Origin of the sequence: Lysobacter sp. CCNWLW3, from assembly GCF_036697405.1 — a bacterium.
In the GTDB taxonomy this organism is placed as follows: Bacteria; Pseudomonadota; Gammaproteobacteria; order Xanthomonadales; family Xanthomonadaceae; genus Lysobacter.
On record NZ_JBAHWA010000008.1, the window covers coordinates 150,377 to 174,022 of the forward strand.

Consider the following 23,646-nt stretch of genomic DNA (forward strand, 5'->3'; position numbering starts at 1 on the left):
GGGCCGCCGGCAGTGGCGGCGCTGATCGCCTGCGCCGTCGCGCAGGCGCAGGCGCCGAAGCAGGCGCCCGCGCTGGGCGCGACCGAGGCGCAGGCGCGCGCGCTCATCCATGCGCGCCTGGTTGCTTCGCCCTACAAGATGTCTGAGAACGCGCGCAGCGGCCGCATCCGCTACGCGCTCGCCTTCGAACCCGCGCTGGCCTGGCCGTGGCCGGCCACCGGCGAGCAACGCGTGCAGGTGCGCGACGCCACCGCTGCCACCGCGCTGATCGACGTCTGCGCCGATTGCGGCGACGAGGCGGCGCCGGACGCGGCCGGACTGCGCCGCCATCTCGCGCCCAACGCCTGGATCGACAGCGACGAGCGCAGCGTGCGCGCGTTCGCGCGCCAGCACGCGCGCGGCCAGGGCGCCGAGCGGCGCATGCAATCGCTGGTCAGGGCCGTGCAGCAGCACATGAACGGTCCCATCGCCTACCGCGACTACCTCAGCGCCTCGCAGGCGTTGGCCTCGCGCGGCGGCGACTGCACCGAATTCGCCCTGCTGCTGGCCGCGCTCGGGCGCGCGCAGGGCATCCCCACCCGCGTCGCCTACGGCATCGCCTACTCCAGCCGCTTCACCGGCCAGAGCCACGTATTCAGTCCGCACGTGTGGACGCAGGCCTGGAACGGCCGGCGCTGGGTCAGTTACGACGCCGGCCTGGGCCGCTTCGACAGCGGCCATATCGCGCTGCGCATCGGCGACGGGCTGCCGCAGGACGGCGCCGGGCTGATGTCGGCGATCGGCCGGCTCAAGGTGATCGAAGCCAGCGGCGTGATCGAGGCCGCGCGCTGAACGCCGCGCTTAACGCTGCGGCCGCGCGATCGTGTCGTCGCCGGCCTGCGCCAACGCGGGCGCCGCATCCAGACTGGCGGCCGCGCGCATGGGCAGCTCTGGCAGTTCGCTGTCGTCGACCCAGTGCGCGCCGCGCGGGTCGCTGACGCCGCCGCCGATCACCACTATGACATCGGGCCCGGCCGGCTCTTCGCACTCCGCCGTGGCCGCGGCGGGCACCAGCGGCACGACCGCGACTGGAGACGCCGTGGGTTGCATCGTCGTTGCGTCGATCGACGATGGCGGATCGGCGGCGAAGGCGCCACCAGAGACCAGGGTGGCGGCGATCGCGATGCCGAAACCCGCGCCACGGCGCAGAGGCGCCGGCCGAGGCACACGGTAGGACACGCAGATCGGCCCCGACGCGGCCTGCAGCAGGCCGCGCCGCTCCGCCTCGCTCATGCCGTCCAGGGCGTGCACCTGGGTCTTGCAGTGGCCGCAATAACCGTTCAAGCGGCGCAATTCGTCGATGCCGAGCGGGCAAGGCTGGTCGATCTTGGGAACCAGGGTCATGGCGGGCGTTCCTGCGAAGGTGGGATACGGTCGCTAACGGCTAGCGCGCGGCAACGGGGTTGGCGGCGTCGGCGCCGCGGCCGTCGTGTCGTCCAACGCCGCGGCCTCGCGCATGGGCAGTTCGGGCAGCTCGCTGTCGTCTGCCCAATGCGCGTCGCGCGGGTCGCTGACGCCGCCCACGAACTCGATCATCTCGATGCTCGTGACCTCATCGGCGCAGTCCTTGGCTGGCGCCTGCGCCAGCAATGGCGTGGGCGCAACCGGCGTGGCCGATGCGGGTTGTGGCGGCAGCAGCGGCGGATCGGAGGCGTAGGCGCCCGCCGACACCAGGCTCGCCGCGATCGCGATGCCGAAGCCGGCGCCGCGCCGCGACGCGCGCGGCCGTTCGGAGCGATAGGACACGCAGATCGGGCCGTCGGCGGCGATCAGCAGCGCGTGCCGTTCGTCGTCGCTCAAGGCATCCAAACGGTGCACGTGCTTGTCGCAGCGCGCGCAATGCCCGTCCAGCCGGCGTTGTTCGTCGATCCCCAGCGGGCAGGGCGAGTCGATTTTCGGTACCTGAGCCATGCATCCCCCTTTTCCTGCGTTTTTACCATGGCGCCCACGCGCCGGCACGCGGCGCCTTGGCGCCGGGCCCGGGACTGCGGATACTGCGCCCATACGCCCCCGGGAACGCCCGCATGTCCGCCACCCCGCCGCCTCTGCCCCAGCGCGATTGGGCGCAACGCAATCGCCTGTGGTTCCTGCCGCTGCTGGTGGTGCTGGGACTGGCGCTGATCGTCGGCGTGTTCGGCGGGGTGTTCTCGATGGTCAGGGGCCAGATCACCTCCCACCCCGCCTATATCGAGGCGATGGCGAAGGCGCGCGCGAATCCGCAGGTGGTCGCCGGGCTCGGCGAGCCTATCGAAGCGGGCATGTTCACGATGGGCAGCGTCGTAGCCAACAGCGAAGGCGGGCACGCGTTTCTGGATATTCCGCTGATCGGCCCCAAGGCCCAGGCCGAGCTGTCGGTGGTGGCGACGAACGACGGGCCGGGTCAGCCCTGGAACTACATGACCATGGCGGTGACCATGCCCGACGGCAGCGAAATCTCGCTGATCGCGACCGACCCGCCCGACCTGTCCACCGCGCCCGGCTGCGATCGCCCCTCGGACGACAGCGACGACACCTGACGACGGGCGACGTGACCTACGGCGCATGCCCGCGCCCGGCTCTGGGCCTATGGTCGGCGGACCTCCCACCGGCCATCCGTCGCCCATGAAGACCCTCGCTCTCGCGATTTCCCTGGCGCTGCTCGCGCCGTCCGCCGCGTTCGCCGCGCAGGCGGCCGCCCAGCCCGCCGCCGCCGCCACGAAACCCGTACCGGCCTGGGTCACCACCAGCAACGGCTACGCCCAGATCCTGCTCAAGGCGCAAGGCGAGTTCGCGCCGGAGCAGATGTCGTTCTTCGGCGTGCCCGGTTTCGACGAGCGCGTGACCGACCTCAAGCCCGACACCGGCAAGCGCTTCCGCGCCGCCATCGCCAAGGCGCGCGACGAACTGCGCGGCAAGCTCCAGCTCGAGCGCAACCCGGACGTGCGCCAGGACCTGGAGATCATGATCGCCGCCGCCGACCAGAGCATCGCCGGCAGCGAACTCAACGAACGCCTGACCCTGCCGTGGAACGACGCGCCGCAAATGGTGTTCCAGGGCATGCAGGGCCTGCTGTCCGACCAGACCCCGCCGGAGCGTCGCGCGCGCGCGTTGACGCGATTGAAGAACTACGTCGGCCAGGGCGCGGAAAGCACGCCGATCACCGTGCTCGCGCGCCAGCGCTACGAGGAGCGCGCGACCGATCCGGCCAAGCTGCGTCCGACCAAGCTGGAAGTCGAACAGGCGCTGGGCAACGTCGAGACCTACGCGGCCGGTATCCGCAAGCTGTTCGAGAAGTACAAGATCGCCGACGCCGAGCCGGCGCTGAAGGCGATGGAGCAGCAGTTCAAGGATTACGCGACCTGGGCGCGCGCCACGGTGCTGCCGCAGGCGCGCAGCGACAATCGCCTGCCGCCCGAGCTGTATGCATTCGGGCTCAAGCAGTACGGCATCGACGTCGACCCGCAGCTGCTGATCCGCCGCGCCCAGGTCGAATTCATGGAAACCCGCGCGGCGATGCGCCAGCTCGCGCCGCTGGTCGCGCAGTCCAAGGGCCTGACCGGCGTCGACGGCCACGACTACGTCGCCGTCATCAACGCGCTGAAGAAGAACAGCATTCCCAACGACCAGCTGGAAGCGCGCTACCGCACGGTGATCGACGCGATCGATCCGATCATCCGCAAGGAGAAGATCGTCGACGTGCCGCAGCGCCCGATGGTGATGCGACTGGGCAGCGAAGCCGAATCGGCGGCGCAGCCGGCGCCGCACTTCCTGCCGGCGCCGCTGATCGGCAACACCGGCCAGCAGGGTCAGTTCGTGCTGCCGATCGCCGTCCCCAACCCCGGCGGCAGCGCCCTGCACTACGACGATTTCAACTTCGACTCGGTGGCCTGGACCCTGTCGGCGCACGAGGGCCGCCCGGGTCACGAGCTGCAGTTCACCGCCATGGTCGAGCGCGGCATCTCGCTGGCGCGCACCATGTTCGCGTTCAACTCGGTCAACGTCGAAGGCTGGGCGTTGTACGCCGAAGCCGAAATGGTGCCGTACGAGCCGCTGGACGGCCAGCTGATCGCGCTGCAGTTCCGCCTGATGCGCGCCGCGCGCGCGATGCTGGACCCGATGCTCAACCTGGGCATGACCGATCGCGAGAGCGCGGGCAAGGTGCTGCGCGAGCAGGTCGGCTTGTCGCCGGCGATGACCAAGCAGGAACTGGACCGCTACACCTTCAACGCGCCCGGCCAGGCCGGCAGCTACTTCTACGGCTACAGCCGCATCCTCGAGCTGCGCATGGAAACCGAGCTGGCGCTGGGCGACAAGTTCGACCGCCTGGCGTTCAACAACTTCCTGCTCGACCAGGGCCTGCTGCCGCCGGACCAGTTGGCCAAGGCGGTGCGCGAGAACTTCGTCCCGGCCCAGCGCAAGCGCTGAGCCCGGGCGACAGCCAGGCCGCGGGAGTTCGTCTCCCGCGGCCTGTCCGCGTCAGGGCCGCGCCGGCTCGGCGGCCGGCGGCCGGTGATCGCCAGAACTGGCCAAGCGGGGTTGCGACCAGCGCGCCCTCAGTAGTTCAGCCCCGGCGTCAGCACATGCAGGCCGAGCACGAAGACGACCACGATCGCGCAGGCCAGCGCGATCAGGGCGGCGCCGCCGCGGCGCCAGCCGTCGCGCGGCGCGCGCCAGGCGTCGGCCGCGTCGGCGATCGCGAGCGCGGCGATCGGCAGCGACAGCAGGGCGAGCAATTGGGCGCAACGGATCCAGACGTCCAGCCCGCCGTCGAGCTGGGCGATGTCGGCGTCCGCGCGCGACAGCAGCCACAGCCATAGCGAGGCCATCGCCAGATTCGACGCCAGGCCCAGCCGCGTCGCCAGGCGCAAGCGGCGCGCGCGCCGATCCAGCGTCAGCCGGCGCCCGTAGTGGCGGCGCACCAGCGCGGCCAGCGGCCACAGCAGCAGTGCGAATGCGTGCAGGGCCAACGCGGCCAGCAACAACGGCAGCGACCAGCCCGCCGAGCGCCAGGCCGGCACCGGCTGCAGCCACAGCGCCGGCGGATGCGCGTCGCTGGCGACCGCGACCACCCGGCCGCGATCCAGTTTCGCCGCCAGCAGCGCGTCGCCGTCGATCTCGCGCCAGACGTAGGGCCGTACCTCGCGCCAGCGCCGCGGCTTGTCGTCCGCGCCGCGCAGCGACGAGACCGTGAGGCTGCCGTCCTCGTGCAGCGCTATCTTGGTTTGCGACAGATAGCGCGCGAGCGCGAACACGTTGCTGAAGGATGCGCGGCTGCTCTCGTAGCGGCCGACCAGCTGGCGGCCGTGCGCTCGCGCGCTGGCCAGGGTCGGTTCGGGCCTGGCCAGGCGCGGGAAGTAGCGCTGCTTGAAGGCGCGCACCACTTCGCGGCGCAAGGCCGAGGCGCCGGCGCCGGGTCCGTCGACCGACACGAACAAACCGACCTGGGCCTCGGGAAACAGCAGCAGGCTGCTCTGGAAGGCCTCGGTGGCGCCGTCGTGCCCGATCGTGAGCACGCCGTTGCGGTCGTTGCGGAAGTAGCCCAGCGCCATCGCGTTCAAGGCCGGAAACGGCCGATACGCGGGCGCGTGCATGCGCCGCGCGGTGCCGGGCTGCAGCAGCACGGCCTCGCCGAGGCGGCCTTCGCCCAATTGCATCAGCATGAAGCGCGCCATGTCTTCGGCCGACGCCGACAGGCTGCCGGCGGGTGCGGGATTGACCAGCTCGAACGCGCGCGCCGGCGCGCCGCGGCCGTCGCGGTAGGCGCCGGCCAGGTCCGCCGCCAGCGCCGGCGGCAGCGGCTGCCGGAAGCTGGAGTGGTACATGCCCAGCGGGCGCAGCACCTCGGCCTCGATGTAGTCCTCGTAGCGCTGGCGGGTCACGCGTTCGACCACATAGCCGGCGAGCGCGGCGCCGTAGTTGGAATAGGCCGGCACCTCGCCGGGCGCGAACACGCGCTCGGGCTGCACCGATTTCAGATAGCTCGCGGTGGAGCGCAGGGCGCGCGGATCGGCCGCGAACAGATGCTTCAGCGATTCCTCGAAGCCCGCGGTATGCGTCATCAGCTGGCGCATGCTCACCGGCCGGCCGCGGTAGGGCGGAATCTTGAAGTCGAGGTAGCGATTGATGTCGGCGTCCAGGTCGATGCGGCCGCGCTCGACCTGCTGCATCACCGCGGTCCAGGTGAACAGCTTGGACACCGAGCCGGGCCGGAACAGGCTGCGCGCCGGATCGACCGGCCGGCGGCGGGCGACATCGGCGTAGCCATAGCCCTTGCTCAACAGCAGGCGGCCGTCCTTGACCACGGCCAGGGTCACGCCGGCGACATCGCTGCGCGCGAGCGCGCTGCCGATCACGCCGTCGAAATAGGCCAGGGCATCGGCGGCATCCAGTTGCGGCGCGGCATCGGCCTGCAGCGCGATCGCGGCGCCGGGCACGGGCGCGACCAGCGGCGGCAAGGCTTCGGGCAAAGGGAGTGCCGGATCCTGGCCCGGGTCTTCGGTGGGAGTCACCGCCAGCGCCGCCGCCGTCTCTTGCGCATCGGCCGCGACCGCAGCCACGGAATCGGGGCTGACAGGATCCGTGGCCGCCGGGTCGGTGGCCATGCTGCGGCTGGGCGCCGTGCCCGGACGCGGCGTCTCCTGCTCGAATACCACCGCGGCCGGATCGGCCGAGGCCGGCACCGGATCGGCGGACGCGGGCGACGGCGGGGCCGCGCCGGGCGGGGCTGGCGCGACCTGCGCGGCGGCGGCCGGCGGCGCGGCGGCGACCTGCAGCGACTGCCCTGCGGCGATCGCGAGCGCGAGCAGGACCAGACCGACCCGGCCGGCGAAGCTATCCAGCGACTTAGGCACCACGACGACTCCCCTGTGCGACCGACACGGCCGGCGGCGCGCCACATCCTAAGCGCTGGGACCCGCCACGACCGGTCTTGCACCGGCAATTTGCCATAATGTCAATGGATTTTCCAAATAGCCAAAATCGATGATCGCTTGGCAGGCCTCTCGTCTTGGCCCTAAAGTTCGGGCATGACCTCCAATACACGCGCAGCACGCCCTAAGCGTGAGCCCAAAGGCGGCGCTTCCGGCATCGCCTCGCAGCCCGGCGACACCCTGCGCGCGCTGCGCACGAAGCGCGGCTGGACCCTGTCGGAGCTCAGCGACCGCACCGGCCTGCCGATCTCGACCCTGTCCAAGGTCGAGAACAATCGCATGTCGCTGACCTACGACAAGCTGGCGCGCATCAGCCGCGGGCTGGAGATCGACATCGCCGACCTGTTCGGCTCGTCCTCGCCGGCGCCGCCGCAGCAAGTGCCGACCGGACGGCGCAGCATCACCCGCGCCAACGAAGGCTACGCGATCGACACCGAGAACTACGGCCAGCGTTTTCCGGCCTCGGAACTGCGCCAGAAGCGCTTCACGCCGATCGTGGCGGAGATCCGCGCGCGCTCGCTGCAGGAATTCGGCGACCTGATCCGTCACCCGGGCGAGGAGTTCGCGCTGGTGCTGGAAGGGACCCTGGAGCTGCACACCGATCTGTACGCGCCGGCGCGCCTGGAAGTCGGCGACTCGATCTATTTCGACAGCAACATGGGCCACGCCTATATCGCCTTCGGCGAGGCCACCTGCCGCGTGCTGTCGGTGTGCACCGAGGCGGAACCGCCCGAGAGCCTGCGCGCCAGCTATCAGGCCGCCGCCGCTGCCGCCGGTACCCGTGCCGTGGCCGCCGCCGCCGCGAGCCGCCCGGCGCCGACCCGGCGGCGCAGCGCCGCCGGCTAAGCCGCCGCGCCGGCGCGGCCTGCGTCGCAATGCCGGCCCAGGGCCGGAAACAGCGTCCCAGCCGCTCGAATCGGTCGCGAACCCGGGCGATTTCTCGATCGGAAAACGGCCGCCGGCGCGTAAATCCCTGCCGCGACCACCCTACCCCGCGCAACGCGACGGCGCGCGCAAAACCGCAAGCGTGCGGGCTCAGCTCACCCGCGACAGCATGCGGCGGTGGCCGATCAGGCGCGCCCAGCGCGCGCCGATATCGCTCATGCACACGTAGGCCGCTTCGCCGGCCAGGCGCATCAGCATGCGCGGGCCCAGCTGCAACCGCGGCTCGGCCGCGCACAACTCCCAATCGAAACCGAGCTGGCGCGCGAACAGGGCGCAACGCGCGAGGTGATAGCGGCTGCTGAGCAGGGTCACGCGCGAGCGCATGCCCTCGCCGAGCAGGTGGCGGGCGTTGCGCAGGTTCTGCAGGGTGTCGCGCGATTCGGCTTCCAGGCGCAGCGGCGCGTCCGGCGATACGCCGCGCGCGAACAGTCCGCCGCGCGCGACCTCGGCTTCGCTGGGCTCGTCGGGCGCGCCGCCGCCCAGCAGCACCACGCTGGCCGGCGGACGTTCGCGCCACAGCGACACCGCACGATCCAGGCGCGCCTCGAAATCGCGGTCGATGCGCCCGCGCGGGGCGTGCTTGCCGAACAGCAGCACGCATTCGCCGCGCTCGGGCTGGCAGGGCGCGTTGCGCGCCACCCGCAGCACGTGCACGAAGTAACCGACGTAGACCAGGCCCGCGCTCAAGGCGCACACCGTCGTGGCCACCGCGCAGGCGTGCAGCACGTCGCGATCGCCGAACAAGGCCAGGCGGTGGGCGGTACGGCTGGACATGCGCGGATGCGGGCGGGAATAACGGCGGGATGCGCAGTCTACGCCTGCGGCGCGGCGCCGCCGCGTGCCTCGGGGCCGGACCGGCGCAGGCGCGCGACCCCGCGCAAGCTGAACGCCGCGGCGTAATCGCGCCGCGCCGCGCTGGCTATACTCCGGCCTGATCTCGCCCGGAGTCCTGCGTGTCGTTTGAGTCGTTGCCGCCCCCCTCCATGCCCGCGCTGGCGATCCGCGCGTACACCGCGACCACCGCGCTGGGACGCGGCCGCCAGGCCCAAGCCCGGGCCCTGCGCGAACGCCGCGGCGGCCTGCGCCGCAACGACTTCGGCCACGAGCCGCTGGACTGCTGGATCGGCCGCGTCGACGGCCTGGAAACCCTGGCGCTGCCGGCCGAATTCGCCGATTGGGAGTGCCGCAACAACCGCCTGGCCTGGCTGGCGCTGAGCCAGGACGGCCTGCCCGAGGCCCTGGCCGCGCTGGTCGCGCGCCGCGGCGCCGAGCGCGTGGCGCTGGTGCTGGGCACCTCCACGGCCAGCATCGGCGCCACCGAGGAAGCTTATGCGCGCCTGGCCGGCGGCCGGTTTCCGGCCGAACTCGAGCGCCCCCAGGTCCATCAGCCGCATTCGCTGGGCGGTTTCCTGCAGCAGGCGACCGGCCTGCGCGGGCCCTGCGTGACCGTCGCCACCGCCTGCTCGTCCAGCGCCAAGGTGTTCGCTCAGGCCGCGCGCCTGATCGCCGCCGGCTACGCCGACGCGGCCCTGGTCGGCGGCGTCGACACCCTGTGCGGCAGCGTGTTGTTCGGCTTCAACTCGCTGCAGCTGGTCGCCAGCGAACCCTGCAAACCCTTCGACGCCGGCCGCGTCGGCCTGTCGCTGGGCGAGGCCGGCGGCTATGCCCTGATCGAACGCGTCGACGGCGACGATGCCGGCGCGCTGCAGCTGCGCGGCTACGGCGAATCCAGCGATGCCCACCACATGTCCGCGCCGCACCCGCAGGGCCTGGGCGCGCAGTTGGCGATGCGCGACGCGCTGGCGCGCGCCGGCATCGACGCGGCCGAAGTCGGCTACCTCAACCTGCACGGCACCGCGACGCCGGCCAACGACCAGGCCGAGGCGATCGCGGTGGCCGCGCTGTTTCCCGATCGCCTGCATGCCAGCTCGACCAAGGGCTGGACCGGCCACACCCTGGGCGCGGCCGGCATCGTCGAATCGACGATCGCCCTGCTCGCCCTGGAAAGCGGCGAACTGCCGGGCATCCTCAACAGCGCCGTGCCCGACCCGGTCTGCGGCCCGCAGATCCGTTTCGACAATGCCCACGCACCGATTCGGTACGCGATGAACAACTCCTTCGGCTTCGGCGGCAACAACTGCTCGCTGGTGTTCGGCCGCGCATGAGCACCGTCGCCTACATCGAGGGCATCGCCTATTGGAGCCGCGGCCTGCCGTCCTGGGCCGCCGCCCGCGAACACGCCGCCGGCGCCGAGCCGGCCGCGGACGCGCCCGCGCGGCCGTCGCCGCAGCTGCTGCCGGCCAACGAGCGCCGGCGCGCACCGGAAACGGTGGCGGTGGCGCTGGAAGTCGCGCTGGCGGCCTGCCAGTCGGCCGGCCGCGATCCGGCCACGCTGGCGTCGGTGTTCGCCTCCGCGCACGGCGACCTGGCGATCACCGACTACATGTGCACGACCCTGGCCAGCGAGCCGCGCGCGGTATCGCCCACGCGTTTCCACAATTCGGTGCACAACGCCGCGGCCGGCTACTGGACCATCGGCGCCGGCTGCATGCGCGCCGCGACCGCGATCAGCGCCGGGCAGGCCAGCTTCGCCCAGGGCCTGATCGAAGCGCTGGCGCAGCTCGGCGACGGCGCCCAGGCGGTGCTGCTGGTCGGCTACGACGGCGAGTCGGTGGGCGCATTGGGCACGGTCACGCCCAGCGCCGGCCTGCTCGGCGGCGCCCTGGTGCTGTCGCGCACGCCGCGCGCGGGCGCCGTGCGCCTGCATGCGCGCTTGCGCGACGGCGAGGCCGACGACGGCGGCACGCTGAGCCGGCGCGCGCAGGGCAATGCGATGGCGCCGATGCTGTCCTTGTTCGACGCCCTCGCCGGCGCCGCCGCCCGGGTGGGCCTGGCCGCCGGCGCCGGGCGCGTGCTGGAACTGGAGCTCGGACATGACTGATACCCGGCGCCCGGAACGCGACCAGGTCGCGGTGGTGATCCCCGCGCTCAACGAGTCGCTGCGCATCCGCGAGACCGTGCTCGGCGCGCTCGCGCATTGCCCCAACGTGATCGTGATCGACGACGGCTCCGACGACGGCACCGCCGAGTGCATCGCCGACCTGCCGGTGACCCTGCTGCGGCATCCGCAACGCATGGGCAAGGGCGCCAGCCTGCGCGACGGTTTCCGCGAGGCGCTGCGGCGCGGCTACGCCGGCGTGCTAACCATGGACGGCGACGGCCAGCACGACCCCGCCGACCTGCCGCGCCTGCTCGCCAGCGCGCAACGCCATCCGAACTGCATCGTGATCGGCGCGCGCCTGCGCAAGCGCGCGGCGGCGCCGGTGCATCGGCGCCTGGCCAACGAATTCGGCGACTGGGGCATCGGCTGGGGCTGCGGTTACCGCATCGCCGACAGCCAGAGCGGCCAGCGCTACTACCCGGCGCAGGTGTGCGCGCTGGACGAGGTGCCCGGCGAGGACTTCGTGTTCGAGGCGCAGATCCTGATCTCGGCCGCACGCCGGCTCGGCACCGGCGTGGTTTCGGTGCCGATCGAATCGCGCTATCAACAGGCCGATGCGCAGCTGCAGTTCCGCAAGAGCCACTTCCGTCCGTTGCGCGATCTCTATCGCATCACCTCGCACGTGGTCGCGCAGGTCTGGGGCCACGGCAACGTGATGGGCGAGTACCGGCGCACCCGCGCGGCCGCGCCGGTGATCGACGACCCCAGCGGCGAATTCGTCGCCGCCCGCGAACGCGACCTGCCCGCCGAACCGCGCTGAGTTCCACGATCCGCGTACGCCACCGCAACCCGCGCCGATGACCCATACCTTGCTGTTGCAACTGTTGGTGATCCTGGTGGTGGCGCGCGCCTGCGGCGCGGTGCTGAAGCGCTTCGGCCAGCCCGCGGTGGTCGGCGAGATGGCCGCCGGCTTCGTGCTCGGCCCGGTGGTGTTCGGAGCGCTGCTGCCCGAGGCGCACGCCGCGCTGTTCGCGCCGGCGTCGCTGCCGGCACTGGGCTCGCTGTCGACCCTGGGCCTGGTGCTCTTCATGTTCATCGTCGGCGCCGAACTGCGCGCGCCCGACGGGGTGCGCGCGCAATTGCGCGAGGCCGGCGCGGTCGGCCTGTTCGGCGTGCTGCTGCCGGTGATCCTGGGCATCGCGGTCTCGCCCTGGCTGCATCCGCTGGCGCCAGCCGGCGTCGGTTTCTGGCCGTTCGCCCTGTTCATGGCCGCGGCGATGTCGATCACCGCCTTCCCGGTGATGGCGCGCATCCTCAAGGACCGCGGCCTCAGCCAGACCCGGCTGGGCCGGCTCGCGCTGGGCTCGGCCGCGATCGCCGACGTGTTCGCCTGGATCGTGCTGGCGCTGGTGGTGGCCCTGGTCGGCAGCGGCGAAGGCGCCTGGGGCTTCGCCAAGATCTGCATCGGCCTGCTGGCCCTGCTGGCGCTGGCCTTCGGCCTGCTCAAGCCCGCGTACGCGGCGCTGCTGCGCCGCTACGCGCCCGACGGCCATCCCTCGGTGGCGATGCTGGCCGCGCTGGTGATCGGCCTGCTCGCCTGCGCCGCGCTCACCGAATGGCTGGGCCTGCACGCGGTGTTCGGCGCCTTCGTGTTCGGCGCCTGCCTGCCGCGCGACGACCGTCTGCTGCGCACCCTGACCGAACGCCTGGAATACGCGGCGGTGGTGATCCTGATGCCGATCTTCTTCGCCCTGGCCGGCCTCAACACCCGCGCCGAGGCCTTCGTCGGCGCCGGCCTGGGCGCGCTGGCGCTGATCCTGGCGGTGGCGGTGGCCGGCAAGATCGCCGGCGGCGCGCTGGGCGCGCGCATCGCCGGCTACGGCTGGCGCGACAGCCTGGCCACGGGCGCGCTGATGAACGCGCGCGGCCTGATGGAGCTGATCGTGATGAAGGTGGGCCTGGACGCGGGCCTGATCGGGCCGGAGCTGTTCACCATGCTGTTGGCGATGGCGATCGCGACCACGGTGATGACCTCGCCGCTGCTGAGCCTGTTCGCCGGCCGCGCGGCGCTGGCCGATGCGCCGCGCGCGCAGGGCACGCGGCGCTAGGAACGCGCGCGGCTCAGTTGCGCGGCGGAGCCGGCGGCGGCGGCGCGTTCGGGCCGGGATCGCCGAGCGGCGGCGGATTGGCGACCCAGATCGCCACGCCATGCCCGTACTTCTGGCGCGGCGAAATATCGATGCCGACGCCGCCGGAACTGAAGCTGCGGCCGCCGTAACGGCCGCCGCCGGCGCCGACGCTGACGCCACCGCCGCCGTAACCGTCCTCGGTGCCCTGGAACAGCACGCCGTTGGCGCCGAGCTTGGCCGCTTCGGTGCGCAGCTTGCCGATCACCGAGTTCATCTTGTTCTGTTCGCCGTAGGTGAACGCGCCGCTGTTGCTCTGGAGCATGGCGATCTGCTCGTAGGCGCCCGGCGGCGGCGCGAAGTACACGCGCACCTGGGCCGGATCGATCGGCGGCCGCGGCGAGCCGACCAGGACGTGCGAACTGGCGCAGGCGGCCAGCAGCGGTAGCAGCAAGGCGAGAGCGAGACGACGGCGCATGGCGCGACTCCGCGGGTGGACGGTTGCGGCCATGCTAACGCCGCGGCGGGGAGGCGGGGTGACGGCACGCCGAACGGGGGCGGGAGTCCGATGGAAGGCCAGCCGCGGCGGAATACGGCGGTTCAAGGCCAGGAACGGCGGGCGGATCGGGGAAGGAACGCACGACGCTGAAGCGACGGGGCGGCTGCGTAACCCTTCCCGAATCCCTAATCCCCGCTCCTAACCCATCCCGCCGTTGATGCCGATCACCTGGCCGTTGATGTAGCCGGCCGCGTCCGAGCACAGGAAGCCGACCAGGGCCGCGACCTCGTCCGGGCGGCCGGCGCGGCCGGCCGGCACCAGCTGGCGGATCGTCTCCGGCGGAAACGCGTCGGCGGCCATGCGGCCTTCGATCACGCCCGGCGCGACCACGTTGACGGTGATGCCGCGCGAGGCCATCTCGCGCGCCAGCGACATCGAGGCGCCGTGCAGGCCGGCCTTGGCCGCGGCGTAGTTGCTCTGGCCGCGATTGCCCAGCACCGCCGCCACCGAGGACAGGCTGACGATGCGGCCCCAGCGCGTGCGCGCCATCGGCAGCAGCAGCGGCTGGGTCACGTGGAAGAAGCCGTGCAGCGAAATATCGATCACGCGCTTCCACTGCGCTTGGCTCATGCCGGCCATCGGCGCGTCGTCGTGCACGCCGGCGTTGTTGACCACGACCTGGATGGCGCCATCGGCCAACAGGCCCTCGATCACCGCGCGCGCGGCCTCGCCGTCGGCGACGTCGAAGGCCACCGCCTGGGCGCTGCCGCCGGCCTCGCGGATCGCCGCGACCGTGGCCTGGGCGCGTTCGGGATTGGCGTTGGCGTGCACGATCACGTGCAGGCCATCGGCGGCCAGGCGCGCGCAGATCGCCGCGCCGAGGTCGCCGCTGCCGCCGGTGACCAGGGCGCGACGGGCGGTGGAGGACGGCTGGCTCATGCGCAGGGCTCGCGGCGGCGGAAACCGCGATTGTCCCCGCAGCGCGCCCACGGCGGAAGCGGCGGGCGCCGGCACGGCGGTGTCCGCGCCCGATCCAGGCCGATGCGACGCGGCTCAGTACGGCGAGAAACCTTCCGGATACGGCGGGTCGCCGTCGTCGCCGCTGCTGTTGGCGGTCTGGGTCAGGGTCTGGGTGACGATCGAGCCGGTGTCGCTGCAGGCCAGTTGCTGGCTGCCCTCCCACACCGCCCAATCCTCGCCGTTGCCGTCCAGGATCACCACCCAGAACTCCAGCGTGCGCTGCGCGTAGGGCTCCATCCGCATCGACGGCGGATCGACGAAGCTGACGCTGACCTCGCCGCTTTCGCCCGCGGTCTGGTTCCAGTCGTTGAACACCATCGACTGCCCGTGCGAGAGCTGGAACATGTCGGTCCAGGTATCGGGCGCCATGCCGGGCACGTAAGGACGGTCGGTGCGCTCGATCCAGTTCAGGCGCGCGCCGTCGCGCTCCTGCAAGGCGATGCGCAGGGTGAAGCGATGGCCGAACTGACCGTCGGCCTGGTAGGGCTCCACGCTCAGCAGTTCGAACTCGATGCTCATGGCGATTCTCCGGTAGTGGTTGCGCGACGCTGCGCGACACTTACCTGGAACGCGCCGCCGCCGGCGCCGTGAAACGCTCAGTCCGGGCGCAGCATCACCGCGGCGCGGCCCGAAGCCAGCAGCACGCCTTCGTGATGCAGGACGAAGTCGTACTGCCAGCTGTCGCCGGCGTCGACGAGCTTGCGCGCCTGCGCCTCGATCGCGCCGGCCAGGTCGTCGATGCGCGCCACCCGCAGCTCGACGCCGCGCAAGGCCACCAGCAGGCCCGGCCGCGCCGCGGCGCCGGCCGCGCGCGCGAGCAGGCCGCCGTGCACGGCCATCGCCTGCGCCCCGTACTCGCACAGATGCACCGCGCGCAGGCGGTCGCGGCTGCGCAGCGGGTGGGCGGGATCGCGATGGCCGTGGCTGCGCAGGCGGATGCCGTCGGCGTCCCAGTCCAGCACCTCCTCCCACAGGCACATGCGGCCCTGGTGGGGGATCAGCGCAGCGATCTCCTCACGGCTGCGCATCGGCGCGCTCCCGCATGGTCGCCGGCTCGCGCACGATCAACAGCGCGAGCACGAAGTTGAAGGCCACGCCCAGCGCGACCGTGGCGCCGATCGCGCGCAGCACCGGGATCGACGAGGACGCCAGCAGCGCGAACACCAGCAAGGTGGTCAGGCTGCAGACGATCACCGCGTGCAGGGTGCGCAGCTGTTCGGCGTAGTCGTCGCCGGCATGGTCGAAGAACAGCGCGTAGTCCAGGCCCAGGCCGGCGGCCAGGATCAGCGCGACCAGGTGGAACAGATTGAGTTCGATGCCCATCCCGCGCAGCACCGCCAGGATCAGCAGCGTGGTCAGCGCCATCGGCGCCAGCACGCGCAGCACCCGGCGCGGCGAACGCAGCGCGAACCACACCGTCGCCGCCAGCAACAGCGCCGCCAGGCCCAGCGCCAGCAGCACGCGACCGCGATAGGCCGCGACCAGCGATTCGGAAGCCTGCTTCAGGTCCAGCAGCTGCGCGCCGTGCGCGGCGGCGACGCGCGCGACCGCGGCCGGATCGTTCAGGCCGCTCAGCGACACCAGGGCGGTGGCGTGACCGGGGCGCTGCAGCAACAGGCCGGACACGCTGGCCGCGAGCGGGGTGCCGTCCAGGTCGGCGGCGATCAGCGGCGGCGCGCTGCGCGCGGCGGCCACGTCGGCGACGAAACCGGCGAAGGCGTCGGCGCGGAACGGGCTGTCGGCGACCGCGGCGGCCAGCGCCGCGTCCAGGGTCGCCGCGCCCGGCAGTCTGATCTGGCGCGCGCGCTGGGTGGCGATGCTGGGCAGGTAGCGCGCGGCCAGGTCGTAGCCGGCGATCGCGCCCTGCGCGCGCAACCGCTGCAAGGCCGGCTGCAGGCGCTCGGACGCGCGCAGCGCGGCCTCGGCGTCGCCGGCTTCGAGCGCGATCACGTAACGCACGTCGGGCGCGCCGAGTTCGCCGCGCAACTGCGCGTCGCGCGCGAGCGCGTCGGCCGGCACCGGCGTCAGCTTGGCCAGGTCGTTCTGCCAGAACGGACCCGGCGCCAGCCAGGCCACGGCCAGCGCGAGCGCGGCCAGCGCCAGCATCGCGTACGCGCGCGGCCGCGGCAGGCGCGCCAGGCCGGCCCAGGCGCGCGCCAGCCAGGCCGAATCGGCGGCGTCGCGCGGCGCGGGATCGATCAGCGCCGGCAGCAGGAAACGCGTGGTCAGCGCGGCCGTGCCCAGGCCGACGATGGTGAACACCGCCAACTGCTTGAGGCCGTCCACGCCCGAGACCAGGAAAGTCAGGTAGGCGATGCAGGTCGAGGCCACGCCGGTGCCCAGGGTCGGCCACAACGCGCGCGCGCTGGCCCAGGGCGACAGGCCCGGGCGCTGATGGCTGAACAAGTGGATCGGATAGTCCTGGGCGACGCCGATCAGGGTGAAGCCGAACGCGACGGTGATGCCGTGCACGCCGTCGAACGCCAGCGCGACCGCGCCCAGGCCGGCCAGGCCGGCGCTGGCCAGCGGCAGGCCGCCCAGCAGCGGCGCCTTCCAGCTGCGATAGGCCAGCCACAGCAGCAGCACGAACACCAGGCTGTCGATGGTGCCGATCAGGCTGGCCTCGCGCGCGGTGCGCCCGCCGATCTCGACCGAGAACGCGCCCGGACCGCTCAAGGTCAGTTGCGCCTTGGACGCGCCGCGCGCCTGCGCGAACGCGGCGCGGATCGCGTCCACCGCGGCCTGCTGGCCGGTGGGATCGAAACCCGCCGCGCGCGTTTCCAGCGCCAGCAGCGCCTCGCGGCCGGCGCGGTCGAACCACACCCCGTGCAGGCGCTGCGGCGCGTTCGCCGGCTGCCAGGCCTCGGCCAGCTTCAGGGTTTCCAGAGTCGGATCGTTCGGCAGCAGCGGTTCCAGCATCGCCGAAGCCGGCGAGCCCAGGTCCTGCACGCGCGCCTGCAGTTCCTCGCCCAGATAGGCGGCGTCGAAATTGCGGGTGTCCAGGGTCGGCGACAGCAGATAACGGTAGGGACGCAGACGCGCGGGGATCGCGTCCAGGCCGAGATCGGCGCCGTTGGCGACCAGCTTGAATTGCGGTTTCGCGGCCAACGCGGCGCGCATCGATTCCGACTGCGCGGCCAGCGTCTGCGGCGTGTCGCCGGACAGCGCGATCAGCAGCAGGCGCGAGCCCGGGCCTTCGCCGAGTTCGTCGATCAGCAGCTTCTGCGCCGGGGTCTGCGCGCTGGGCATGAAGCGGCGCAGGTCGCCGCTGAGCTCCAGGCGCTGACCGATCGCCCAGCCCGCGGCCGCGAGCGCGGCCAGCCACAGCAGCGCCAGGGCGAGACGACGCGCTGGCGTCATCGCTGCGCGGCGCCGTGGCCGCGGCACAGCGCCGCGAGCTGGCTGGCGTCGCTGATGGCGGCCGCTTCGCGCGCGGCGCCGGCCAGCAAGGTGCGCTGCAATTCGATCCCGCCGCCGGCGTCCGAGCGCGCCGGGCGCGCCTCGATGCAGCGCAGCTCGGCGCCGCGGCCGCGCAGGGTGATGCCCTGCAGCTTGGCCGCGACCGCGCTGCTGCGCGGGGTGAGCGTCATCGTCCACTGCTGGCGCGTGCCTTCGGCGCCGACGTGGTACTGCTGCTCCAGGCGCTTGCGGTCGCCGGCCAGCAGGGCGCCGAAGCTGGCCTGCAGGCCCGCCAGTTCCGGCGCGCGCGACAGCGAGAAGGTGCGCGCGGCCTTGCCGGCGCGCTGGATCTTCACTTCGCCGGCGCGGATGGTGGTGGTCTCGGCATAGGGCGCGCGCACCTCACGGATCAGGGTGTCGTCCTCCAGCCGCTGGTACTCGCCGCTCAGGCGCAGCGGCGCCTTGAGCAGGGCCGAACCGCGGATCTCGACGAAGGCGGTGCGCATCGAGGCCGGCTGCGCCAGCCGCGCCAGGATCCAGTCCGGGTCGACCGCCGCGCCGGGCGCGTTGCCCGCCGCGGCCGGCTCAGGCGGAGCGGCGTACAGCGAGCCGGCGGCGCAGGCCAGCGCCAGCGCCCAGCCCCAGCGACGCGGCCGGATCGTCGTGGCCGGGGCCGCCGCCGTCGCAGGCGACGCTGTCAGGGGCTGTACTGTCTTGAACCGCGTCATCGGCATGCCAGAAGTCGTAGAAGTTGAACCAGTTGTAGGGCGCGTCGCAGGCGTGGTGCTGCAGGCGCGCGGCATAGCCTTCGATCATCGCCGCCAGCGCACGCGGCCGATCCTGGCGCGCGATCGCCGATCCGTCGCTGAACGGCTCGAACACCAGATCGTAGCGGGCGCCGCCGCGGTACAGGCCGAAAGCCAGCAGCACCGGCGCCTTGAGGGTCGCGGCGACCAGCCAGGGTGCCAGCGGAAACGGCGCCGGCGCGTCCAGGAAGGGCGTGCGCAGCCAGGGCTCGCCGGGGCGCGCGCGGTCGACCAGCAGGGCCACCAGGGCGCCCTCGTCCAGGGCCTGCTTGACCGCCAGCACGATCGAGGGCCCGTCCTGGCCGGCGTCGATCACGCCGGCGGCGATGCGCGGATCCAGCGAATCCAGCAGCTGGGTCATGGCCGGGTTGTGCGACTTGTCGAACACCACCCGCACCTGCACCTCCGGCGCGCTGCGCGCGAGCACGCGCAGGGCCTCGAAACTGCCCAGGTGGGAGCCGAAGATCAGCGCGCCGCCGCGCGCGTGCTGGGCGCGCAGCGCGTCCAGCCCGCTCACGCGCACGTCGAAGTAGTGCATCTGCCCGCCGAGCATGAACAAGCGGTCCAGGATGGTCGCGGCGAAGGTGTGGATGTGGCGGGCGATGTCCCACAGCCCCGGCGCGCGGCCCAAGCTGCGCGCCAGGTAGGCGCGCGAGGCGCGGCGCTCGGGACCGCGCACGGCCACGAAATACGCGGTGATCGGGTACAGGCACAGCCGCGCCAGGCCGCGTCCGCCGCGCCGCGCGATCGCGCGCAGCAGACGCAGCGCGAACGGGCTGCCGCCCTCGGGGCGCTGCTTCCAGTGTTCGCCGTTCATGCCGGCGCGTCCGCGACCACTTCGCCGCTGGCCAACAGGGTCTGCCCGCGCAGCACGCGGAAGCGCCAGCGCGGCGCGGCGCCATCCAGTTCGATGCGCGCGGTCTCGCCGGGCAGCAGCGGCTGGGCGAACTTCACCTGCGGCAGGCGCAACCCGCCCAGCGGGCCGTGGCCGGCCTCGATCGCGTCCAGCACCCGGTCCAGCACGACCACGCCCGGCACCACCGGCCGACCGGGGAAATGCCCGGGCAGGCTGGGGTGATCGGCGGCGATGCGGAATTCCATGCGGGCGGTTCGGCGTGGTTCGGCCTGGGTTGGCGACAGGATAAGCCACCCGGCCGCGCGCCTATGCCGATCCTGGCCTCAGTCGAACAGGCTGCGCCAGAACGCCGGGCCCAGGCCGCCCATGCGGCGCAGGAAATCCCAGAAGTTGCGGTAGGGCCGGTCGCGGAACAGGCGCTTGCGGAACTGGTACTCGCCGACGAAGAAGCCGCCGACGATGCCGTAGTTGAGCAGGTTGGCGAACAGCGACCACTGGTCCTGGCCGATCGCGATCGGCGGGGTCTGGCCCAGCCGCGCGAGCACGCCGCCGGGCACCGCGATCATCGCCAGCGCGGCGTTGGCCAGCGCCAGTCCGCCCAGCAGCCAGGCCCAGATCGCGGTCAGCTGGCGCGAGTAGCGGTAGACGTCGGCCGGCAGCTGGCTGGGCGCGCAGGCGTCCAGGGCGGCGACGATGCGGGTGATCAGGCCCTCGCGCGGCGCGCGCAGGCTGCGCGCGAACCACCAGGCCAGGGCGCCGGTGAACAGCACCGGCGGGCTCAGCAGCAACAGCTGCGGATAGGCGGTGTGGGCGATCGCGGCCAGGCCGGCCACGATCGCCGCGAACACCAGCCAGGCGCCCACGCGCAGATGCAGCAGGGCCTCGATCTGCACGATCAGGGCCAGGTCGATCAGGGCGATCGCCGCCGGCCAGCCGCCGCCGTCGTGGCTGGCCCAATGCGCCAGCAGGGGGTAGGCGATCGCCAGCAGCAGCCGCAGTACGGCGCCGGTCATGGCCTGGGCTTCCGTGCGCGCGAGCGGGGCGGGCGGCCGGGCGCGGGCGCGCTCAGGCGGCCCGGCTTTGTTCGATGTGCGCCGACAGCGCGCGCAGCGAGCCGAAGATGCGGCGGTTCTCTTCGCTGTCCGAGCGCAGCTGGAAGCCGTACTGCTTGGACACCGCCAGGGCCAGCTCCAGGGCGTCGATCGAGTCCAGGCCCAGCCCGTCCCCGAACAGCGCCGCCTCGGGGTCGATCGCGGCCGGATCGATGTCCTCCAGATTCAGGCTTTCGACCAGGAGTAGCGCGAGTTCGCGTTCGGCGGGGCTTTGTTCGGACATCGGGGTCGATCCAACGGCGGGCGGCAAGGTGCGCCACGATCCGGCATCGGGCGGCTGCGCGCAACCGTCCCCAGGTCCGGTCCGACCCGGACAGCGATCACGAACGGCGAGCTATCATTCTCCGATGAGCTCAACGATCCCCGCGCCCGGTCCCGCCGACGCCAGCCCGGACGCAAACCTGAACGGCCCTGCTTCCACCCCGGAACTCCGACCCGACGTCCTGGTCATCGGCGGCGGCCCCGCCGGCACCACCGCCGCGACCCTGCTCGCCCGCAAGGGCTGGAAGGTGCTGCTGCTGGAGAAGGACGCGCACCCGCGCTTCCACATCGGCGAGTCGCTGCTGCCGATGAACCTGCCCATCCTCGAGCGCCTGGGCGTGCTCGAGCAGGTCAAGGCGATCGGCACCCACAAGCCCGGCGCCGAATTCCCGATCGACGAGCGCAACTACAACACCTTCCGCTTCGAGCGCGCGCTGAACCCGAAGTTCGGCTACGCCTACCAGGTCAAGCGCGAAGAGTTCGACCAGCTGCTGTTCCGCAATGCCCAGGCCAACGGCGTGGACGCGCGCGAGCGGGTCAAGGTCGAGCGGGTCGAGTTCGGCGCCGACGGCCGGCCGTCGCTGGTCCATGCGCGCACCGCCGACGGCGCCGCGCTGACCGTGCGCCCGCGCTACGTGGTCGACGGCAGCGGCCGCGATGCCTTCTTCGGCAGCCAGCTCAAGCTCAAGAAGAAGAACCCGCTGCACCAGTCGGCGGCGATCTTCAGCCATTTCACAGGGGTCGAGCGCCGCGACGGCGAGGACGCCGGCAACATCACCGTGCAGCGCTTCGCGCACGGCTGGATGTGGCTGATCCCGCTGCAGAAGGACGTGATGAGCGTCGGCGCGGTGTGCTTCCCCGAATACCTCAAGCAGCGCCGCGGCGAGACCGAGGCCTTCCTGATGAAGACCCTGGAATCCGAGCCGCAGGTGTGGGCGCGCATGCGCGGCGCCCAGCGCGTCGGCGCGGTCCACGTCACCGGCAACTACTCCTACACCTGCACGCAGATGACCGGCCCGGGCTGGGTCATGGTCGGCGACGCCTACGCCTTCGTCGATCCGGTGTTCTCCTCCGGCGTCTACCTGGGCATGAACAGCGGCGAGCAGGCCGCCGAGGTGGTCGACGGCGCGCTGCGCGATCCGGCCAGCGAAGCCGCGCTGCAGCGCGCGATGGTCAAGCGCCTCAAGCGCGGCCTCAAGCACTTCCAGTGGTTCATCTACCGCTTCACCACGCCGGTGATGCGCACGCTGTTCAGCGAGCCGCGCAATTACTGGCAGATCGAACAGGCGGTGATCTCGATGCTGGCCGGCGACGTATTCGACAACCCGGCGGTGCTGCGCCGCCTGCGCGCGTTCCGGATGATCTATGCGCTGACCGCGCTGCGCATGGCGCCGCAGGCCCTGCGCGGCTGGTTGCGGCGCAAACGCCAGGTCGGCGTGGATTTCCGCGGCGACACCCTGCAGCAGGGCAACCCGTGAGCGCGGCCGCCACCCTGATGGCCGCCACGCCGCGCTACAGCGTCGACTACACCGACGCCAGCCCCGCCCAGGTACTGGCCGGCGAAGACGTGCTGGCGGTGTTCGGCTTCGGCGCCGACGCCCCGCACCACGACGATCCGCGCTATCTGCGCGTGGCCCTGGAGCCCTACGGCCAGGCGCGATTGGAAGTCTGGCGCGGCTCGGCGCCGGTGATCAGCGGCCGCGACGGCGAGCTGGCCTGGTCCGAGGACGGCGCGCTGCAGTTCGGCGTGCTCGAACTCGACGAGCCGCCGGGCCTGCAGGTCAACGACGGCATCGGCGCGGTCGCCGAAACCATCTACGCGCGCATGATCGAATTCACCCGCGCGCGCGGTTACCCGCACCTGCTGCGGATCTGGAACTACCTCGACGGCATCACCGTCGGCCAGGGCGACGCCGAGCGCTACCGCGTGTTCTGCGTCGGCCGCGCCGCCGGCCTGGGCGATTTCGAACCCGGCCAATTGCCGGCCGCGACCGCGATCGGCAAGGTCACCGAGGCCGGCGAGACCCGCCGCCTGCTGGTGTACTGGCTGGCTTCGCGCACGCCCGGCACGCCGCTGGAGAACCCGCGCCAGATCAGCGCCTACCGCTATCCGCGCCAGTACGGCCCGCAGCCGCCGAGCTTCGCGCGCGCGATGCTGCCGCCGCTGGGCAGCGCGATGCCGCTGCTGTTGTCGGGCACCGCGGCGATCGTCGGCCACGAATCGCGCCACATCGACTCGGTCGACACCCAACTCGACGAGACCCTGGCCAACTTCGACAGCCTGATCGCCGCCGCGCGCGCGCAACGGCCGTCGTTGCCGGCGCGCTTCGGCGCCGGCGCGCGCCTGAAGGTTTACGTGCGCGACCGCGAGGAAGTGCCGGCGGTGATGGCGGCGCTGGACGCGCGCCTGCCCGGCATCGAGCGCATCGTGCTGCAGGCGGCGGTCTGCCGGCGCGAACTGCGCGTGGAAATCGACGGCGTCCACGACCTCTAAGCCGCAAGCCGTAGGGTGCGGTGAGCCAAAGGCGAACCGCACCATCGCGCACCCTCCCTTGCCACGCGAAGAGAGCAACGCGCGGACCGTAGGCTGCGGTGAGCAACAGCGACCCGCGACACCGCGACCACCACCCGCGCCGGTTCGCTGTCAGGGGTGCCGAAAGGCACCCCCTCCGGCTCTTGAATCCCGGCGATCCGGCAGCATCATGGGCGTGAGCGCATCCGCGCCCGCCTGGGA

General features: G+C 72.4%; 24 protein-coding genes. 10 read left to right on the forward strand and 14 right to left on the reverse strand.

Annotation, left to right across the window (positions count from 1 at the left end; all coding sequences use genetic code 11):
• The first annotated feature begins 12 nt into the window (after positions 1-12).
• Positions 13-831 carry a transglutaminase-like domain-containing protein gene (locus V1318_RS14415; RefSeq protein WP_332940401.1) on the forward strand — a complete coding sequence of 273 codons (819 nt, stop codon included), beginning with the start codon at positions 13-15 and terminating at the stop codon, positions 829-831.
• A gap of 9 nt (positions 832-840) precedes the next feature.
• Here V1318_RS14415 and V1318_RS14420 read toward each other — a convergent pair whose 3' ends face one another.
• Together V1318_RS14420 and V1318_RS14425 are read right to left on the reverse strand one after the other, a co-directional pair.
• Positions 841-1,383: a hypothetical protein gene (locus V1318_RS14420; RefSeq protein WP_332940402.1), complete on the reverse strand. Its 543-nt coding sequence runs from the start codon at positions 1,381-1,383 to the stop codon at positions 841-843.
• Positions 1,384-1,416: 33 nt separating this feature from the next.
• Positions 1,417-1,950 carry a hypothetical protein gene (locus V1318_RS14425; RefSeq protein WP_332940403.1) on the reverse strand — a complete coding sequence of 178 codons (534 nt, stop codon included), beginning with the start codon at positions 1,948-1,950 and terminating at the stop codon, positions 1,417-1,419.
• Between the two features lie 113 nt (positions 1,951-2,063).
• Here V1318_RS14425 and V1318_RS14430 point away from each other — a divergent pair, with 113 nt between their 5' ends.
• Together V1318_RS14430 and V1318_RS14435 are read left to right on the forward strand one after the other, a co-directional pair.
• Positions 2,064-2,555, forward strand: coding sequence for a cytochrome c oxidase assembly factor Coa1 family protein (locus tag V1318_RS14430; RefSeq protein WP_332940404.1), 492 nt, complete (start codon positions 2,064-2,066; stop codon positions 2,553-2,555).
• Between the two features lie 85 nt (positions 2,556-2,640).
• A complete protein-coding gene (locus V1318_RS14435; RefSeq protein WP_332940405.1) occupies positions 2,641-4,443 on the forward strand; it encodes a DUF885 domain-containing protein in 1,803 nt (600 codons plus the stop codon).
• A 128-nt stretch (positions 4,444-4,571) separates the two neighbouring features.
• On the opposite strand, the gene V1318_RS14440 is transcribed toward V1318_RS14435, so the two are convergent.
• Entirely contained in the window at positions 4,572-6,869 is a 2,298-nt protein-coding gene (locus V1318_RS14440) for a serine hydrolase domain-containing protein (protein WP_332940406.1), read from the reverse strand.
• Positions 6,870-7,043: 174 nt separating this feature from the next.
• Between V1318_RS14440 and V1318_RS14445 the strand changes: the two genes are divergently transcribed.
• Complete coding sequence (locus V1318_RS14445; protein WP_332940407.1) at positions 7,044-7,793, forward strand: XRE family transcriptional regulator; 750 nt, start codon at positions 7,044-7,046, stop codon at positions 7,791-7,793.
• A gap of 189 nt (positions 7,794-7,982) precedes the next feature.
• Here V1318_RS14445 and V1318_RS14450 read toward each other — a convergent pair whose 3' ends face one another.
• Complete coding sequence (locus tag V1318_RS14450) at positions 7,983-8,666, reverse strand: YdcF family protein (RefSeq protein WP_332940408.1); 684 nt, start codon at positions 8,664-8,666, stop codon at positions 7,983-7,985.
• A gap of 209 nt (positions 8,667-8,875) precedes the next feature.
• Here V1318_RS14450 and V1318_RS14455 point away from each other — a divergent pair, with 209 nt between their 5' ends.
• From V1318_RS14455 to V1318_RS14470, 4 genes are read left to right on the forward strand one after another with little or no spacing between them, the layout of a single operon-like run.
• Complete coding sequence (locus V1318_RS14455) at positions 8,876-10,057, forward strand: beta-ketoacyl-[acyl-carrier-protein] synthase family protein (protein ID WP_332940409.1); 1,182 nt, start codon at positions 8,876-8,878, stop codon at positions 10,055-10,057.
• Complete coding sequence (locus V1318_RS14460; RefSeq protein ID WP_332940410.1) at positions 10,054-10,833, forward strand: beta-ketoacyl synthase chain length factor; 780 nt, start codon at positions 10,054-10,056, stop codon at positions 10,831-10,833. The genes V1318_RS14455 and V1318_RS14460 overlap by 4 nt, the downstream gene beginning before the upstream one ends.
• Positions 10,826-11,653, forward strand: coding sequence for a glycosyltransferase family 2 protein (locus V1318_RS14465; protein ID WP_332940411.1), 828 nt, complete (start codon positions 10,826-10,828; stop codon positions 11,651-11,653). Before V1318_RS14460 ends, V1318_RS14465 begins: the two co-directional genes overlap by 8 nt.
• A 37-nt stretch (positions 11,654-11,690) precedes the next feature.
• Positions 11,691-12,941 carry a cation:proton antiporter gene (locus V1318_RS14470; protein WP_332940412.1) on the forward strand — a complete coding sequence of 417 codons (1,251 nt, stop codon included), beginning with the start codon at positions 11,691-11,693 and terminating at the stop codon, positions 12,939-12,941.
• Between the two features lie 13 nt (positions 12,942-12,954).
• Here the strand turns inward: V1318_RS14470 and V1318_RS14475 are convergent, their stop codons facing one another.
• The 10 genes from V1318_RS14475 to V1318_RS14520 form a co-directional block, all read right to left on the reverse strand.
• Positions 12,955-13,437: a hypothetical protein gene (locus V1318_RS14475; protein WP_332940413.1), complete on the reverse strand. Its 483-nt coding sequence runs from the start codon at positions 13,435-13,437 to the stop codon at positions 12,955-12,957.
• 219 nt (positions 13,438-13,656) lie between these two features.
• On the reverse strand, positions 13,657-14,397 hold the full coding sequence (gene fabG / locus V1318_RS14480; protein WP_332940414.1) for a 3-oxoacyl-ACP reductase FabG: 741 nt from the start codon (positions 14,395-14,397) through the stop codon (positions 13,657-13,659).
• A 114-nt stretch (positions 14,398-14,511) separates the two neighbouring features.
• A complete protein-coding gene (locus V1318_RS14485) occupies positions 14,512-14,997 on the reverse strand; it encodes a hypothetical protein (RefSeq protein WP_332940415.1) in 486 nt (161 codons plus the stop codon).
• A gap of 77 nt (positions 14,998-15,074) precedes the next feature.
• On the reverse strand, positions 15,075-15,506 hold the full coding sequence (locus V1318_RS14490) for a phosphotransferase (RefSeq protein ID WP_332940416.1): 432 nt from the start codon (positions 15,504-15,506) through the stop codon (positions 15,075-15,077).
• Positions 15,493-17,838, reverse strand: a complete 2,346-nt coding sequence (locus tag V1318_RS14495) for an MMPL family transporter (protein WP_332940417.1) — start codon at positions 17,836-17,838, stop codon at positions 15,493-15,495. The genes V1318_RS14490 and V1318_RS14495 overlap by 14 nt, the downstream gene beginning before the upstream one ends.
• A complete protein-coding gene (locus tag V1318_RS14500; protein ID WP_332940451.1) occupies positions 17,835-18,578 on the reverse strand; it encodes a LolA-related protein in 744 nt (247 codons plus the stop codon). Before V1318_RS14500 ends, V1318_RS14495 begins: the two co-directional genes overlap by 4 nt.
• A complete protein-coding gene (locus V1318_RS14505) occupies positions 18,463-19,500 on the reverse strand; it encodes an acyltransferase (protein ID WP_332940418.1) in 1,038 nt (345 codons plus the stop codon). The genes V1318_RS14500 and V1318_RS14505 overlap by 116 nt, the downstream gene beginning before the upstream one ends.
• Positions 19,497-19,784 carry a hypothetical protein gene (locus V1318_RS14510; protein WP_332940419.1) on the reverse strand — a complete coding sequence of 96 codons (288 nt, stop codon included), beginning with the start codon at positions 19,782-19,784 and terminating at the stop codon, positions 19,497-19,499. The genes V1318_RS14505 and V1318_RS14510 overlap by 4 nt, the downstream gene beginning before the upstream one ends.
• 78 nt (positions 19,785-19,862) lie before the next feature.
• A complete protein-coding gene (locus V1318_RS14515) occupies positions 19,863-20,552 on the reverse strand; it encodes a ketosynthase (RefSeq protein ID WP_332940420.1) in 690 nt (229 codons plus the stop codon).
• A gap of 52 nt (positions 20,553-20,604) precedes the next feature.
• Positions 20,605-20,874, reverse strand: coding sequence for a phosphopantetheine-binding protein (locus tag V1318_RS14520; protein ID WP_332940421.1), 270 nt, complete (start codon positions 20,872-20,874; stop codon positions 20,605-20,607).
• 124 nt (positions 20,875-20,998) lie between these two features.
• Between V1318_RS14520 and V1318_RS14525 the strand changes: the two genes are divergently transcribed.
• Positions 20,999-22,390, forward strand: a complete 1,392-nt coding sequence (locus V1318_RS14525; protein WP_332940422.1) for an NAD(P)/FAD-dependent oxidoreductase — start codon at positions 20,999-21,001, stop codon at positions 22,388-22,390.
• A 17-nt stretch (positions 22,391-22,407) separates the two neighbouring features.
• Positions 22,408-23,406: a pteridine-dependent deoxygenase gene (locus tag V1318_RS14530; RefSeq protein WP_332940452.1), complete on the forward strand. Its 999-nt coding sequence runs from the start codon at positions 22,408-22,410 to the stop codon at positions 23,404-23,406.
• Positions 23,407-23,646 lie beyond the last annotated feature (240 nt).

Excerpts from the sequence above, each read along its gene's own strand:
- V1318_RS14445 (WP_332940407.1), top strand. The coding sequence starts at position 7,044 with ATGACCTCCAATACACGCGCAGCACGCCCTAAGCGTGAGCCCAAAGGC.
- V1318_RS14450 (WP_332940408.1), bottom strand. The coding sequence starts at position 8,666 with ATGTCCAGCCGTACCGCCCACCGCCTGGCCTTGTTCGGCGATCGCGAC.
- V1318_RS14495 (WP_332940417.1), bottom strand. The coding sequence starts at position 17,838 with ATGACGCCAGCGCGTCGTCTCGCCCTGGCGCTGCTGTGGCTGGCCGCG.
- V1318_RS14425 (WP_332940403.1), bottom strand. The coding sequence starts at position 1,950 with ATGGCTCAGGTACCGAAAATCGACTCGCCCTGCCCGCTGGGGATCGAC.
- V1318_RS14515 (WP_332940420.1), bottom strand. The coding sequence starts at position 20,552 with ATGACCGGCGCCGTACTGCGGCTGCTGCTGGCGATCGCCTACCCCCTG.
- V1318_RS14525 (WP_332940422.1), top strand. The coding sequence starts at position 20,999 with ATGAGCTCAACGATCCCCGCGCCCGGTCCCGCCGACGCCAGCCCGGAC.
- V1318_RS14435 (WP_332940405.1), top strand. The coding sequence starts at position 2,641 with ATGAAGACCCTCGCTCTCGCGATTTCCCTGGCGCTGCTCGCGCCGTCC.
- V1318_RS14420 (WP_332940402.1), bottom strand. The coding sequence starts at position 1,383 with ATGACCCTGGTTCCCAAGATCGACCAGCCTTGCCCGCTCGGCATCGAC.
- V1318_RS14460 (WP_332940410.1), top strand. The coding sequence starts at position 10,054 with ATGAGCACCGTCGCCTACATCGAGGGCATCGCCTATTGGAGCCGCGGC.
- V1318_RS14465 (WP_332940411.1), top strand. The coding sequence starts at position 10,826 with ATGACTGATACCCGGCGCCCGGAACGCGACCAGGTCGCGGTGGTGATC.
- V1318_RS14510 (WP_332940419.1), bottom strand. The coding sequence starts at position 19,784 with ATGGAATTCCGCATCGCCGCCGATCACCCCAGCCTGCCCGGGCATTTC.
- V1318_RS14470 (WP_332940412.1), top strand. The coding sequence starts at position 11,691 with ATGACCCATACCTTGCTGTTGCAACTGTTGGTGATCCTGGTGGTGGCG.
- V1318_RS14520 (WP_332940421.1), bottom strand. The coding sequence starts at position 20,874 with ATGTCCGAACAAAGCCCCGCCGAACGCGAACTCGCGCTACTCCTGGTC.
- V1318_RS14530 (WP_332940452.1), top strand. The coding sequence starts at position 22,408 with ATGGCCGCCACGCCGCGCTACAGCGTCGACTACACCGACGCCAGCCCC.
- V1318_RS14455 (WP_332940409.1), top strand. The coding sequence starts at position 8,876 with ATGCCCGCGCTGGCGATCCGCGCGTACACCGCGACCACCGCGCTGGGA.
- V1318_RS14490 (WP_332940416.1), bottom strand. The coding sequence starts at position 15,506 with ATGCGCAGCCGTGAGGAGATCGCTGCGCTGATCCCCCACCAGGGCCGC.
- V1318_RS14475 (WP_332940413.1), bottom strand. The coding sequence starts at position 13,437 with ATGCGCCGTCGTCTCGCTCTCGCCTTGCTGCTACCGCTGCTGGCCGCC.
- fabG (WP_332940414.1), bottom strand. The coding sequence starts at position 14,397 with ATGAGCCAGCCGTCCTCCACCGCCCGTCGCGCCCTGGTCACCGGCGGC.
- V1318_RS14485 (WP_332940415.1), bottom strand. The coding sequence starts at position 14,997 with ATGAGCATCGAGTTCGAACTGCTGAGCGTGGAGCCCTACCAGGCCGAC.
- V1318_RS14430 (WP_332940404.1), top strand. The coding sequence starts at position 2,064 with ATGTCCGCCACCCCGCCGCCTCTGCCCCAGCGCGATTGGGCGCAACGC.
- V1318_RS14505 (WP_332940418.1), bottom strand. The coding sequence starts at position 19,500 with ATGAACGGCGAACACTGGAAGCAGCGCCCCGAGGGCGGCAGCCCGTTC.